Source organism: uncultured Granulicatella sp. (assembly GCF_963515615.1).
Classification (GTDB): Bacteria; Bacillota; Bacilli; order Lactobacillales; family Aerococcaceae; genus Granulicatella.
Genome location: NZ_CAUPZT010000016.1, coordinates 1 through 14,530, shown reverse-complemented (window position 1 = coordinate 14,530; position 14,530 = coordinate 1). Strand labels below are relative to the sequence as shown.

At 34.4% G+C, this 14,530-nt stretch carries 18 protein-coding genes and 1 other annotated feature; all 18 genes read left to right on the top strand.

Annotated elements, in window-relative coordinates; translation table 11 throughout:
* The first annotated feature begins 260 nt into the window (after positions 1-260).
* Positions 261-1,709 (top strand): amidase, encoded by a 1,449-nt coding sequence (locus RYL55_RS04100; protein ID WP_315007541.1) that lies wholly within the window; start codon positions 261-263, stop codon positions 1,707-1,709.
* Between the two features lie 79 nt (positions 1,710-1,788).
* Positions 1,789-2,997, top strand: coding sequence for an NADH-dependent flavin oxidoreductase (locus tag RYL55_RS04095; RefSeq protein WP_315007539.1), 1,209 nt, complete (start codon positions 1,789-1,791; stop codon positions 2,995-2,997).
* Positions 2,987-3,955 carry an MsnO8 family LLM class oxidoreductase gene (locus RYL55_RS04090; RefSeq protein WP_315007537.1) on the top strand — a complete coding sequence of 323 codons (969 nt, stop codon included), beginning with the start codon at positions 2,987-2,989 and terminating at the stop codon, positions 3,953-3,955. Before RYL55_RS04095 ends, RYL55_RS04090 begins: the two co-directional genes overlap by 11 nt.
* Positions 3,956-3,969: 14 nt before the next feature.
* On the top strand, positions 3,970-4,302 hold the full coding sequence (locus RYL55_RS04085) for a glycine cleavage system protein H (protein ID WP_314111440.1): 333 nt from the start codon (positions 3,970-3,972) through the stop codon (positions 4,300-4,302).
* Complete coding sequence (locus RYL55_RS04080) at positions 4,295-5,086, top strand: protein-ADP-ribose hydrolase (RefSeq protein WP_315007534.1); 792 nt, start codon at positions 4,295-4,297, stop codon at positions 5,084-5,086. The genes RYL55_RS04085 and RYL55_RS04080 overlap by 8 nt, the downstream gene beginning before the upstream one ends.
* A 45-nt stretch (positions 5,087-5,131) precedes the next feature.
* Positions 5,132-6,004: an NAD-dependent deacetylase gene (locus RYL55_RS04075; RefSeq protein WP_315007568.1), complete on the top strand. Its 873-nt coding sequence runs from the start codon at positions 5,132-5,134 to the stop codon at positions 6,002-6,004.
* Entirely contained in the window at positions 5,991-7,013 is a 1,023-nt protein-coding gene (locus tag RYL55_RS04070) for a lipoate--protein ligase (RefSeq protein ID WP_315007533.1), read from the top strand. The genes RYL55_RS04075 and RYL55_RS04070 overlap by 14 nt, the downstream gene beginning before the upstream one ends.
* A gap of 61 nt (positions 7,014-7,074) precedes the next feature.
* Positions 7,075-7,194 (top strand) — a sequence feature (ribosomal protein L10 leader region).
* A 28-nt stretch (positions 7,195-7,222) separates the two neighbouring features.
* The gene (gene rplJ / locus RYL55_RS04065) at positions 7,223-7,726 is read left to right on the top strand and encodes a 50S ribosomal protein L10 (RefSeq protein WP_006703255.1); all 504 of its coding nucleotides are present in this window, start codon (positions 7,223-7,225) and stop codon (positions 7,724-7,726) included.
* Positions 7,727-7,786: 60 nt separating this feature from the next.
* Entirely contained in the window at positions 7,787-8,155 is a 369-nt protein-coding gene (gene rplL / locus RYL55_RS04060) for a 50S ribosomal protein L7/L12 (RefSeq protein WP_006703256.1), read from the top strand.
* A gap of 261 nt (positions 8,156-8,416) precedes the next feature.
* Positions 8,417-8,998 (top strand): xanthine phosphoribosyltransferase, encoded by a 582-nt coding sequence (locus RYL55_RS04055; protein WP_315007531.1) that lies wholly within the window; start codon positions 8,417-8,419, stop codon positions 8,996-8,998.
* Positions 8,995-10,266, top strand: a complete 1,272-nt coding sequence (locus RYL55_RS04050; protein ID WP_315007566.1) for a nucleobase:cation symporter-2 family protein — start codon at positions 8,995-8,997, stop codon at positions 10,264-10,266. Before RYL55_RS04055 ends, RYL55_RS04050 begins: the two co-directional genes overlap by 4 nt.
* A 96-nt stretch (positions 10,267-10,362) precedes the next feature.
* Positions 10,363-10,893 carry an NUDIX hydrolase gene (locus RYL55_RS04045; protein ID WP_315007530.1) on the top strand — a complete coding sequence of 177 codons (531 nt, stop codon included), beginning with the start codon at positions 10,363-10,365 and terminating at the stop codon, positions 10,891-10,893.
* 12 nt (positions 10,894-10,905) lie between these two features.
* On the top strand, positions 10,906-11,223 hold the full coding sequence (locus tag RYL55_RS04040; protein ID WP_315007528.1) for a hypothetical protein: 318 nt from the start codon (positions 10,906-10,908) through the stop codon (positions 11,221-11,223).
* Between the two features lie 169 nt (positions 11,224-11,392).
* Entirely contained in the window at positions 11,393-12,430 is a 1,038-nt protein-coding gene (locus RYL55_RS04035; RefSeq protein WP_006703261.1) for an AEC family transporter, read from the top strand.
* Between the two features lie 87 nt (positions 12,431-12,517).
* Complete coding sequence (locus RYL55_RS04030; RefSeq protein WP_315007526.1) at positions 12,518-13,516, top strand: 2-hydroxyacid dehydrogenase; 999 nt, start codon at positions 12,518-12,520, stop codon at positions 13,514-13,516.
* 141 nt (positions 13,517-13,657) lie between these two features.
* Positions 13,658-13,849, top strand: a complete 192-nt coding sequence (locus tag RYL55_RS04025) for a hypothetical protein (RefSeq protein WP_315007524.1) — start codon at positions 13,658-13,660, stop codon at positions 13,847-13,849.
* Between the two features lie 12 nt (positions 13,850-13,861).
* Positions 13,862-14,095, top strand: a complete 234-nt coding sequence (locus tag RYL55_RS04020; protein ID WP_315007522.1) for a hypothetical protein — start codon at positions 13,862-13,864, stop codon at positions 14,093-14,095.
* Between the two features lie 35 nt (positions 14,096-14,130).
* On the top strand, positions 14,131-14,358 hold the full coding sequence (locus tag RYL55_RS04015) for a hypothetical protein (RefSeq protein ID WP_315007520.1): 228 nt from the start codon (positions 14,131-14,133) through the stop codon (positions 14,356-14,358).
* Positions 14,359-14,530: the final 172 nt, after the last annotated feature.

The window sequence follows — 14,530 nt, the reverse complement described above, 5'->3', positions numbered from 1 at the left end:
GTCTCAAAGTTTCCTGTGCTAGAATCTGTTGTGACAGATTCTAGCGCTCATTCTACGTGAAAAGTCCTTTCTATTTTTTGGATTTGAGGGGGAGAACGTTTGAAAATGGGACTTCTTGAAATAGTAGCTGAAGACGGCAGCAGCCTCGCTAGGCGAGTCTTGTGCTACTATGGGAACTTTCCCCCATGCATTCTCATTGCCAATAAAGAACGTACATGTATATAATGACAATGCGAAATAGTGTGAAAGAGGGTGTGGAGATGTTTCGAGATGCGACGAGTATGGCACAAGCAGTTCGTGATAAACAAGTAAGTCCGTTGGAATTAGTGTTAGAAACGATTGAAAAGGCGGAAAGATTGAACCCGAAATTAAATGCGATTGTTTCGACACGTTATGAAGAAGCAATAGAAGAAGCAAAGAAGTTTCAAGTGAGTAATCAACCTTTTGCGGGAGTGCCTTTATTTTTAAAAGACTTAGGGCAAGAGAAAAAAGGAACACCTTGCACGTATGGGTCTCGTTTATTTAAAGATTATATTTGTCATGATACAAGTCATTTTGTAAAACGTCTAGAAGAATTAGGTTTTATTATATTAGGAAGAACGAATACTCCAGAGTTTGGGTATAAAATGGTGAGTGATGCTCAGTTGCATGGGCCTGTTCGTCATTTTTTAGATGAAAGCGTTAATGCAGGTGGTTCTAGTGGCGGTGCTGCTGCGATTGTTGCTGCAGGAATTTCGCCTTTAGCAGCTGCAAGTGATGGGGGAGGTTCGATTCGTGTACCTGCTAGTCATAATGGGTTAATTGGGTTGAAGCCGACTCGTGGTCGTGTTCCGGTGGGGCCTGGTTCTTATCGTGGTTGGAATGGAGCTACCGTTCAATTTGCTTTGACGAAGACGGTGAGAGATACTCGGAATTTATTATGGCATTTGCAGACGTGTCAATTAGAAAGTCCATTTCCATTGCCTTTATTACAAAAAGAAAATTTATTTTCCACTAAATTCAATCGTCCGTTGAAAGTGGGGATGTTATTAAAGCATCCAATTGGTGGAAATGTTTCTAGTGAAGTGGAACAAGTTGTTCGCCAAATGGCGAAGAAATTTGAATTAGATGGACATGAAGTGAGTGAAATAGCAGAAGACCCGATTAATGGAGTTGAACTTCAAAAAGGATTTTATCTCATTAGTGGAGCAGAAACTGTTGTGATGTTTCAAAGGATGGAGACACTATTGCAACGTCAAATGACTCGTTTCGATATGGAATTAATGACATGGGTCATGTATCAAAGTGGCTTAATGGTGACGGGTGCGGATTATGCACGAGTTGCGGGTGATTGGGATCGTTATACGGAAGCAATGATGCAACTTCATAATACGTATGATGTGTTGTTGTTACCGACGGTTGCTAATACGGCACCGAAACAAGATGCGTATTCTTTAGATGCTGCCTTAATCGAGAAGATGGAGCGTATTCATGAATTTTCACACGAAGAACGTCAAGAAATTGTGTGGAAGATGTTTGAGTCGAGTGTGGAAGATACTCCATTTACACAACGAATGAATATTACAGGTCAACCGGCGATTAGTCTTCCGGTTGGTCATTCACGGGAAGGTATGCCAATTGGAGTGCAATTAGTAGCGGCAAAAGGTAGGGAAGATTTATTACTAGCGATTGCTGAACAGTGGGAAGAAGATGAGTTGTGGAAGTTTTAATAATTTTTAAAAAATTTCCAGCATATAGCCAGAAAAGTGATACAATAGAAGTATGTATGGTTAAGGAAGGTGTTTAAAAATGAAAACGATAGATGCATTGTTTGAACCTTTTACTTTGAAGGAGAATATTGTATTAGACAATCGTTTTGTATTATCGCCAATGGTGACAAATTCTTCAACAGAAGAAGGGTATATTACACAAGATGATTTATTGTATGCAAAGAGACGTGCAGCTTCTGCAGCTTTACAAATTACAGGGGCAGCGTACGTCAATAAACAAGGGCAACTATTTGAATTTGGATTTAGTGCAATGGATAAGGCAGCTGTTCCAGGATTAAAGAAATTAGCTCAGGAAATGAAATCTCAAGGAGCAACGGCTATTTTACAATTAACCCATGCAGGACGTTTTGCCAGTCATGCATTGAATCGAGATAAAACAGTTGTAGGGCCTAGTGCGATGAAATTACAATCGCCATTTCCACATGAAGTGCATGAGATGACGATTGAAGAGATTCATCAAGTGATTGAAGATTATCGTCGTGCCACTAAAATTGCGATTGAAGCAGGATTTGATGGAGTAGAAATTTCTTCTGCTCAAAGATTGTTAATTCAAACATTTTTCTCTACTTTTTCAAATGAACGAATAGATGAATATGGTTCACAATCTTTAGAGAATCGTTCCCGTATTGGGATTGAAGTGTTGAAAGTTGTTCAAGAAACCATTGAGCAATATGCTGGGAAACAGTTTATATTAGGTTTTAGAGCAACTCCAGAAGAAACTAGAGGAAATCAAATTGGCTATAGTATCGATGAGTTTTTAGAATTTTTCCATCAGGCTCTAACCATTGCTTCGATTGATTATTTAGCGATTGCGAGTTGGGGGCATGATGTATTTCGAAATAAAATTCGTGCAAAAGGTCCTCATCAAGGCGAACTAGTGAATGCTGTGATTTATAAAGCGTTAAAAGGAAAAGTAGCGGTGATTGCTTCAGGTGGTATTAATAGTCAAGAAAAAGCATTAGAAGCGTTAGAACATGCCGACCTTGTTGGCTTATCAACTCCATTTATTACAGATCCTGAATTTGCTAAAAAAATTAAAGAAGGTAAATCAGAAGAAATTCAATTATCGATTAAACCGGAGAATTTAGAAGAATTAGCGATTCCTCAAGCTGCATTTAAAGATATTGTGCCGTTAATGGATTTTGGAGAGTCGCTTCATAAAGATGCAAGAGATTTCTTTAGAAGTTTGGAAGTTAACTATAAGGAGAGAGCTGTCGATGAAAATTAGTGTATTGGATTATGGCGTTGTTGATTTTTGGAAAACAAATGAAGAAGCCATTCAAGAGACGATTCAATTAGCTAAAATAGCAGAAGAATTAGGCTATGAACGTTTTTGGGTAGCAGAACACCATCAAGTAAAAGCTTTGTCTATAAGTGCACCTGAAGTGGTTATTCCAGCGATTGCTTCTCAAACAAAGAACATTCATGTTGGTTCAGGTGGTATTATGGGCTTGCATTACGCTCCTTATAAGGTAGCAGAAGTGATGAGTTCATTAGAAGTGTTATTTCCAGGAAGAATCGATATTGGACTAGGAAATTCAATTGGAACAAAATCTGTTTCAACGGCTTTGAAAAGTCATTATACGAAACCTCAGTTTGGTAAATGGGTAGAGAGTTTACAAGAAATAATCCAATCTAATGCTGCGGTTCCTTATACAAAGAGGGTCCCAGAACAATTTTTATTAGGAATGGGTGGAGAATCTATTCATATTGCTGCGAAGAATGGATTAGGATTTGTTTATGGAATTTTCCCATATATTCCACAAGAGCCTCTTGAGCTGGCAAAAGAATTATCGACGTCTTATCGTAAAGAGTTTCAATCGGTCAATGGGGCGTCTCCTCGCTTTATTTTAGCAGTTTTTGTAGTTATTGCAGATACTGAAGAAAAAGCAGAAGAGATGGCTCAAGCATTAGATTTATGGATGTTAGGAAAACAAGATTTTAGCGAATTTGAAACATTCCCGACTAAAAAAGATGTAGAAACAAGAGAAGTAACTTCAACGGAAAGAAAAACAATCGAAGACAATCGTCAACGGTTAATTGTTGGAGATTCTCAGGCAGTAAAAGCTCAAATAGATGAATTGTGCCAAGTTTGTAATCCGGATGAATTATTAATGATTCCACTAGTTGGAGAATTTGAAAATCGGAAACGTGCGTTAGAATTATTCGCACAAATGTATCAGTAGAAAGGACGAATAAAATGAGAAAATTTGCAAATTTTTTATGGATTGATAAAGAAGGAGACCGTTATACGATTCGTATGACACCAGAATTACAAGATGATGTGGGTACAATTGGTTTTGTTCAATTTAGCCAAGATGAAGTGTTAGAAGCTGAAGAAGAAATTGTTAGTATTGAAGCTTCAAAAACAGTGATGTCTATTGTGACTCCAATTGGAGGAAAAGTAGTGGCATATAATAAAGCTGCAGTAGATGAACCAACATTATTAAACTCTGAAAAACCAGAAGAACATTGGTTAGTCGTATTAACAGATGTTGATGAATCGCAATTTATGGCATTAGAAGATGAATAAAGACACACAAGTTAATCGATTACAGCAAATGATTGATTTTTTGATGGAGGAAAAAGGCGAAGTTATTCCAGATTTCTCTGGAAAATCAGAAAAAGAATTAGAAGAAATTTGGCGTGGGTTAGTCAATATTCGACCTGCTAGTCCAGCGGATATCCGTTATTTAGAATTGGAAGAGGCTTATTTAAAGCAATACCATACGGGGACAATTGTTGGATTGGAAAGTTGCCAAGATACCAATGAAGAGAGAGTAAAATTATATCATGGGGACTTATGTCATTTAGAAGTGGATGCAATTGTAAATGCGGCGAATAGTGATTTATTAGGATGCTTTATTCCAAATCATCGTTGTATTGATAATGCCATTCATACTTTTGCAGGGGTCAAGTTAAGAGAATGTTGTCATCAAATTCAACTTGCTCAGAAGAAAAAAGAACCGGTGGGAACTGTGAAGGTGACGCCAAGTTTTCATTTGCCGTGTAAGTATGTTTTTCATACAGTGGGGCCTTTTGTTCCCCTTGGAAAGTCCGTTACGCCTATTCGGAAACAATTATTAGAGAAATGTTATATGAGTTGCTTAAAGAAAGCAGAAGAAATGAAGTTAGAAAGTATTGCTTTTTGTGGGATTTCAACGGGTCAATTTGGTTTTCCGATAGAAGATGCTGCACAAATTGCAGTTTCAGTTGTAAAAGGCTGGGCTAAGCAACATGTCTTCCCAGAAACGTTGATTTTATCAACGTATACAAATGAAGAACAAATGACCTATGAAAAATTATTACAATTATGATAGAAGGGAGGGGAAGTAGTGGAGTGGATTACACCGATACAAAAGATGGAAAATCAGGCGCAACAATTAAAAAGTTTGTTTGAAGAAGCAGATGCTATTGTTGTAGGGATTGGAGCAGGAATGTCTGCTGCGGATGGATTTACTTATATTGGGGAACGTTTTGAATCAGCTTTTCCAGATTTTATTGAAAAGTATCAATTATTAGATATGTTACAAGCAAGTTTATTTCAATTTGCCAGTTGGGAAGAGTACTGGTCTTTTCAAAGTCGCTTTATTGCACTGAATTACTTAGATCAACCAGTAGGAGCAGCTTATGTAGAGTTGAAAGAAATGCTTGAAACAAAACCGTATCATATTATTACTACGAATGCTGATAATGCCTTTGAAGTAGCTGGATTTGATATGGAGAAAGTATTTCATATTCAAGGAGAATACGGACTATTACAATGTAGCCAACATTGTCATCCGCAAACTTATCGAAAAGATGAGCTAATTCGGGAAATGATTGCAAGGCAAAAAGATATGAAAGTCCCGTATGAATTAATTCCGTTTTGTCCAGAATGTGGTGCACCATTAGAGATTAATAAGCGTAATGCTGAAAAAGGGATGGTGGAATCTGCAGATTTCTTTGAACAAAAAGCTCGTTATGATGCTTTTTTAAAACAATATGAGACAGGAAAAGTAGTCTATTTAGAAATTGGAATTGGATTTACAACACCACAATTTATTAAAACACCATTCCAAAAGAAAGTTACAGAAAATCCAAATGCAGTTTATGTGAGTATGAACCATAAACATTATAGAGTGCCTTTAGCCATTCGAAATTGCACCCTACTATTATCAGAAAATATTGCAACATTAATACACGAAACACATCAATTATTGAAGGAAGAAGGAAAGCTTTATGTATTTGATTGAACCAATTAGAAATGGAAAGTATGTTACAGATGGAGCAGTAGCTCTTGCGATGCAAGTATATGTACAACAAAATGTATTTTTAGATGATGATATTTTATTTCCATATTACTGTGATCCAAAAGTGGAAATTGGAAAATTCCAAAATACAGTTGCAGAAGTGAATGAACAATATTTAAAAGAACATAATATTCAAGTAGTTAGAAGAGATACTGGTGGTGGTGCCGTATATGTAGATTCAGGTGCTGTTAATGTTTGTTATTTAATTCAAGATAATGGAGTGTTTGGAGATTTCAAGAGAACATATGCTCCGGCGATTCAAGCGCTGCATGAGTTAGGGGCAACTGGAGTGGAACAAACTGGTAGAAATGACTTAACGATTGATGGGAAGAAAGTTTCTGGAGCTGCAATGACGATTAGTAATGGACGTGTTTATGGAGGATATTCTTTACTATTAGATGTTGATTATGATGCAATGGAAAAAGTTTTGAATCCAAATAAAAAGAAATTACAATCAAAAGGGATTCAATCAACAAGAGCTAGAGTGGGTTCGATTCGTCCAAATTTAGCACCAGAATATCAAGAAATTACAATTGATGAATTTAAAAACTTAATGACTTGCAAGTTGTTAGGAATTGATTCAATAGATGAAGCGAAACGTTATGTGTTAACGGAAGAAGATTGGAAAGCTATTGATGAATTGACAACTAAAAAGTATAAAAATTGGGATTGGAATTATGGAGAATCTCCACAATATAGCGACTACCGTGATGGAAGATTTGCGGCAGGAACGATTCAAGTATACTTAGAAGTGGAACAAGGAAGAATTACAAAATGTAGTATTCGTGGTGATTTCTTCTCTAAACGTGAAATTCAAGATGTAGAAATTCAATTAATAGGTGTTCGTATGGTCAAAGAAGATATTAAAGCTGTATTAGACACATTTGAGTTATCAGAATATTTTGGAGCTGTAACTTCTGAAGAACTTACAAAACTCATTTTAGGAGAGTAAGTAAAAAATATTCAAAATTGCAAAAAAATAGTTGACAAGGACTTTTTGTTCCTGTAAACTATTTCCTAGTTGAATGCGACCGAAGACAGTAGGAGGCGTAGCCTTAATATCCTACCGAGGGAGAACAAGTTGATCTTATTTCTCTATGTCTTTGTGGGCATAGAGATTTTTTTATGCCCTACCTAAAATTCAGGAGGTGAAACACGAAGATGAGTGAAGCAATTATTGCTAAAAAAGCGCAACAAGTTTCTGAAGTTGCTGAACAATTCAAAAACGCAACATCTGTTGTAGTAGTGGATTATTTAGGAATTACAGTAGAACAAGCAACAAACTTACGTACAGAATTACGTAACGCAGGTGTACAATTTGCAGTTGTAAAAAACAGCATCTTATCACGTGCAGCTAAAGAAGCTGGTTTAGAAGGAATGGATGACATTTTCAAAGGACCATCAGCTGTAGCTTTCAGTAACGATGATGTAGTCGCTCCTGCTAAAATCTTAGCTGACTTTGCTAAAAAAGTTGAAGCTTTAGAAATTAAAGCAGGTGTAATCGAAGGTAAAGTTTCTTCTAAAGAAGAAATCGAAGCTCTTGCAAAATTACCAAACCGCGAAGGCTTACTATCAATGCTATTATCAGTATTACAAGCACCAGTTCGCAACACTGCATTGGCATTCAAAGCCGTTGCAGATCAAAAAGATGGCGCAGCTGCTTAAAGCTAGCTAGCTAATCAAAAAATAATAAAAAATAATGAACCAAAATGGAGGAATTTTAAAATGGCATTAAACATTGAACAAATCATTGCTGACATTAAAGAAGCAACTGTATTAGAATTAAACGACTTAGTAAAAGCAATCGAAGAAGAATTTGGCGTAACAGCAGCAGCTCCTGTAGCTGTAGTAGCTGGTGGCGCTGGTGAAGCTGCTGAAGAAAAATCAGACTTCGATGTAGAATTAACATCTGCAGGCGACAACAAAATTAAAGTAATTAAAGTTGTTCGTGAAGCTACTGGTTTAGGATTAAAAGAAGCTAAAGCTTTAGTTGATGGCGCACCTGGAATCTTAAAAGAAGGCGTTGCTAAAGAAGAAGCAGAAGCATTAAAAGCTCAATTAGAAGAAGTTGGAGCTTCTGTAACATTAAAATAATTTTTAATGACTATTTAGAGGTCGGACGAGTATGTCCGACCTTTTTTTGTATTTAAAAATGTATAATCGAAGATTTATAATTGTAAAACGTTCGTATTTGAATAATTAATTCATGAAAAACTATTGATTTTATAAAACGATAGTATTAAAATACAGATATTCCGAATGAGCAGCGTATAAAATGTATGGTTTTGAATTCTGTTTATTTGGGATAAGGGATTGTGAGGAAGTAAGAAAACTATTTTGATTATAGGAGGACTTATGAAATTACTAGAAGAACGTATTTTAAAAGATGGTCATGTTTTAGGTGAAAATATCCTTAAAGTAGATTCGTTTTTAACACACCAAGTAGATCTTCGTCTAATGCATGAAATTGGTGAAGTTTTTGCAGAAAAATTTGCCAATGCGGGAATTACAAAAGTTGTGACAATTGAAGCGTCAGGAATTGCTCCGGCGATTTATGTTGCCGATAAATTGAATGTCCCAATGATTTTTGCAAAAAAATCAAAGAACATTACAATGAATGAAGGAGTATTAACTGCTGAAGTGTATTCCTTTACCAAACAAGTTAGTAACACCGTTTCAATAGCAGGAAAATATCTATCAACTGAAGATAAAGTACTAATTATTGATGATTTCTTGGCGAATGGTCAAGCTGCTAAAGGTTTAATTGAAATTATTGAACAGGCAGGAGCAAAAGTGGAAGCGGTTGGGATCGTGATTGAAAAATCATTCCAAGACGGGCGAGGATTAATTGAAGAAGCCGGTTATCCCGTATTCTCACTTGCTCGAATTGAACGTTTTGAAAATGGTAAAGTAATTTTTAAGGAGGCAGATTTATAATGCAACAACAAAAACACTCGCAAGCAGCACTTTTAGGATTACAACATTTATTAGCAATGTATTCAGGTTCTATTCTTGTTCCTCTAATGATTGCCACAGCTTTAGGGTATTCTAGTGAACAATTAACTTATTTAATTTCTACAGATATTTTTATGTGTGGGGTTGCTACATTATTACAACTTCAATTAAATAAACACTTTGGAGTAGGTCTTCCAATCGTATTAGGGGTAGCGTTCCAATCTGTTGCTCCATTAATTATTATTGGTAAAAGTCATGGTAGTGGTGCCATGTTTGGTGCATTAATTGTTTCAGGGATTTATGTTATTTTAGTTTCAGGTATTTTTTCTAAATTAGCAAACTACTTCCCATCAATCGTAACAGGTTCTGTAATTACTACTATTGGTTTAACATTAATTCCAGTAGCAATTGGTAATATGGGAAATAACTCTCCAGAACCAACTTCTCAAAGCTTATTATTAGCAACTATTACAGTTGTAATTATTCTTTTAATTAACATTTTTACAAAAGGATTTATTAAATCAATTTCTATTTTAATTGGATTAATTGCTGGTACAGCTATTGCAGCTAGCATGGGATTAGTAGACTTTACTCCTGTAAGAGAAGCATCAGTGGTGCATGTTCCATCTTTATTCTATTTTGGAATGCCAACGTTTGAATTTTCTTCTATTGCGATGATGTGTATTATTGCAACAGTTTCAATGGTAGAATCAACAGGTGTTTATATGGCACTTTCAAATATTACAGGTGAAAATATTGATGCAACTCGTCTTCGTAATGGTCTACGTGCAGAAGGGATGGCAGTATTATTAGGAGGAGTATTCAATACATTCCCATATACAGGTTTTTCTCAAAATGTTGGATTAGTAAAAATTTCAGGTGTTAAAAATCGTCTTCCAATTTACTATGCTGCAGCATTTTTAATTGTACTAGGTTTATTACCAAAATTTGGCGCATTAGCTCAAATTATTCCAAGTCCTGTCATTGGTGGTGCAATGGTTGTAATGTTTGGTTTTGTATCTCTTCAAGGAATGCAAGTCTTGTCAACAGTAGATTTTGCGAATAATGAACATAACTTCTTAATTGCAGCAATTTCAATTAGTATGGGTGTTGGTTTTAATAATAGTAACTTATTTATTAGTATGCCAACTGCTTTCCAAATGTTCTTCTCAAATGGGATTGTAGTTGCTAGTGTAATGGCAATTTTCTTAAATACAGTTTTAAATCGTAAGAAAAAAGCATTGAATTAATGAACAAATTATTGAGTGAGGGGATCTTCTAGATCCTCTCTTTTTATTTTAAAATAAAAAAGTTATATAATAATGATTGAGAGTGGAGGGAGATAGATGAAAGATTTACAATTTTACTTAGAATTAGAAGATAAGGAATGGGAAAGAGCAGGAGAACAAAAAGATCGTCATTGTGCAAGAGCGATTGTTGTAGACGATTTGGAACAATTTTATTTTGTTCAAATTACTAGAGATGATTTATTTGGATGCGGAACTTATATCGAAACTGCCGGTGGTGGTATAGAAGAAAGTGAAAATGCTGAAGAGGCAGTTTTACGAGAAGTTAAGGAAGAATTAGGCATCGAAAGTGAACTGCTATGTAAAATTGGAATTGTGAGTGACTATTATCACGCATTGAATCGTCATAATATCAATCATTATTATTTGTGTAAAGTGAAGAGTCGTGGAGAGCAAGAATTACTAGATTATGAAAAAAATGATTTTAACATGAAGGTATTAACGCTTAGTTATGAAGAAGCGGTAAAATTGTATGAAAGTCAAACAGACAAAAAATTAGGAAGATTATTGACGAATCGAGAGTTGCCAATTTTGAAAATTGCTAAAAAATGGTTAGATGAACACAAATAGGAGAAGTAAAGAGTGAATCAATCTTATTATCGTTTTAAGTTGTTAACGCATATCCTGAATGTAAATCAAATACGTTTATCCTCTGATGAGTTCAGAATCATATTTGATGCTTTGCAAGAGGATAATTTAAGTGAAGTGAAAGAGAGTCTATCCTCATTAGGAAAGATAGTTGCAAGAGTTTTTGAGGTAGAACCGCTAAAGGTATGGCACTATTATTTTGTTGAATGGGGTAATCAAGCAGTAGCTGTTACAAGTAGTGCGGATTTGTTGGCAGTACTATTAAAGGCATCTCCAGAACAACCAGAAATTCGAATTTGTACAGAGAAATAGAAGTTAAGTTTGATATGCAAACTTATCATCTGAATGAAACGTTTTTCATGACTAATTAACATTTTCATAACAAGAAAATGTTTTGCAAACAAAATGAAAAATATGGTAAAATACTGAGGTATGTGCAAAGGCACATAAAAATATAAATAGAAAAGGGGTTAATTTTTAGATGTCATCAGCTGAAATTCTGAAAATTTTAACTGCGCCAACATTTGTGGCAGCAATCTTTTCAACAATTTCTATTATTTTAGTCGGATATATTATTCGTAAAAAGGATATTGTTGATGCAAATAGTGGAAAGGTCATTAGTAACTTAGCGTTATCTGTTGCGATTCCTGCGTTAGCGTTCAAAGCGTTCATGCAAGATATTAAACAAGAAACATTTACAACAGGATTAAACGTATTTATTTTTGGTTTTATCGCTTATGCAATTTTAATTGTTTTAGGAGAGTTATTCTTCATGAAAGAGAAAGGGGATCGTAAAACAACTCTTTCTGTTTTAACAACATTTGGTTCAACAACGTTCTTCGGTATTCCAATTATTAACGGATTGCTAGGAGCAACTGGTACATTATATGCGAACATTTTCAATTTAGCTTATCGTGTATTTTTATATTCATATGGTTTAATTCGTATGAGTGGTATGAAATTCGAAAAGAAAAACTTAAAATTAATTTTTGGAAATATTATCGTTATTGCAACTTTTGCTGGTTTATTAATCTGGGTATTCCAAGGTTCATTACCACAAGTTGCTGTAATGGATAAAGATAAAGAAATTATGGTAGCTTTCTTACGTATCGATAAAACAGCTCCATGGTTATTTAAAGCTATTTCTTATTTAGCAGACTTAAGTTCACCATTAGCTTGGTTAGCAATCGGTATTACATTAGGGAATATTTCTTTAGGAGATGCTGTAAAAGAACGTGCAGTTTGGTTCTATAGTTTAGTGAAATTATTAGTAGTTCCGGCTATCTTTGTGGCAATTATTTTTGCAGTACGTCCATTCTTACCAATGGGTTATGAAGCTGCAATGGGTATTATTATTATGCTTGCAACACCGCCTGCAACAGTAGCAGTAGCTTATGCGATTAAATATGATCGTGAAGCAGTTTTAGCAAGTAATGCGTCATTATTAGCAACAGTATTAAGTGTTGCAGCAGTAGTATTCTGGATTGTATTAGGATCAGTTATTTTAAAAGGTTTATAATCTAGTTTAAATAAAATTTTTGGAAATGGAAAAGTAGAACCATGTAAGACGGGGATACTTTTCCATTTCAATATTGGAGGAAAAAACGTGAAAGTATTAGCATACGGAGTTCGTGATGTAGAAAAGCCAATTTTTGAATCAGTGAATGCAAAATTTGGTTATGAATTAGTAACAACACCTGAATATTTAAATTCAGCAGAAACAGCACGATTAGCAGAAGGATGTCAAGCAGTTATTTTACGTGGAAATTGCTGGGCAAATAAAGAAAACTTAGATATTTATAAAGAATTAGGTGTAAAATATGTTATTACACGTACAGTAGGCGTGAACCACATTGATGCACCTTATGCACGTGAATTAGGATTTAAATTAGGATATGTGCCATTCTATTCACCAAATGCAATTAGTGAATTAGCAGTGACATTAGCGATGACATTATTAAGAAATGTTGCATACACAGTTTCAAAAACAAGTAAACAAGATTTCCGTGTAGATGCACAAATGTTTGCAAAAGAAATCCGCAATTGTACAGTAGGTGTAGTAGGGATTGGCCGTATCGGTTTAACAACTGCAAGCTTATTCAAAGGTTTAGGGGCAAAGGTTTTAGCATACGATGCATTTCCGAAAGAAGGAGTAGAAGATATTTGTACTCAAGTATCTTTAGATGAATTACTAGCGAATTCAGATGTAATTAGTATTCATGCGCCATATATTCCAGCGAATGGTAAAGTAATTACAAAAGAATTTATTAGTAAAATGAAAAAAGGTGCTATCTTAGTAAACACAGCTCGAGGTGAATTGCAAGATGTTGATGCCATTATCGAAGCTGTTGAATCTGGTCACTTATCAGGTGTTGGTTTAGATGTATTAGAAGGGGAAAGTGCAGTATTCTTTAAAGACTTACAAGGTCAAACAATAGAAGATCCTGCAGTTGCAAAATTAGTAGAGTTATATCCTCGTGTATTAGTGACTCCTCATATGGGAAGCTATACAGATGAAGCAGTATTAAATATGATTGAAACAAGTTTCGAAAATATTAAAGAATACGAAGAAACAGATAAATGTAAATTTGATATTCAATGTTAATTTGGAAAGGAACACTCTAGGCGAGATGCTTAGAGTGTTTTTTAATGACTTTAGTCATGGTAAGTAGTGACTTTAAGCACTCAACAATGAGAAAAGAATTGGCTATACTATAAATGTAAAAACGTAAAGGAAGTGATCGAAATGACAGAAGTAAAAGAAAATAACAAAATGAAAAAAATATTTAAAAACTTATTCTGGTTTTATGTTGCAGTGTTAACGATATTAATGGTGAAAGTATTCATTGGTGGAGAATCAGTTATAGAATATGTAACGGGAGAAAAGTTTGTACTCTTCATTCCGATCCTGTTAGGCGTCATCTCAGAAGAAGTTTAAGGAGGAATAACAATGAGAAAAAATGAAAATAGTAAAGAAAAACAAGTAAATATTACAGGAAGAACAATTTGGGCAGCGGTACTTATTATAAATGTAATTTTAATTTTAATTAAATTGTTTAACGTATTGTACTTTAAACATTCGTTTGGAGAAGAATTTAATTATACTTATTTTATGTCACTGTTTCCGATTTTCTTTTTATTCGCAGTGACAGCTAATATTGAAAAAGAGAAAAGTGAAAGTTAAAATAATTTATCTGAAAAGTTTAAGGAGGAATAACAATGAGTAAAAAAGAAAATGGGAAAGAAAGACAGGTAAATCTTACAGGAAAAATAATTTGGATTGCTGCGGTTATTTTAAATGTCATTCCAATTTTATTTAAAATATTTAATATGTTTTACTTTAAACATTCGTTTGGTGAAGAGTTTAATTTCACCTATTTGATGTCAATATTTCCGATATTCTTTTTATTAGCAGTAACAGCTCATATTGAAAAAGAGGAAAAATAAATTTATTTAAAATAAATTTTTGAAGAGTAAAAATTGTATTGGTTTTCATAATTATTAAAAGAGAAGTGGAAACAGCTAGAAACATTGATAGATTAATGTTTCTAGCTGTTTTTAGGTAAAAATGAAACACACGGAGGCGTTTGTATAAAAAAAGATTGATAAATCAACAAAA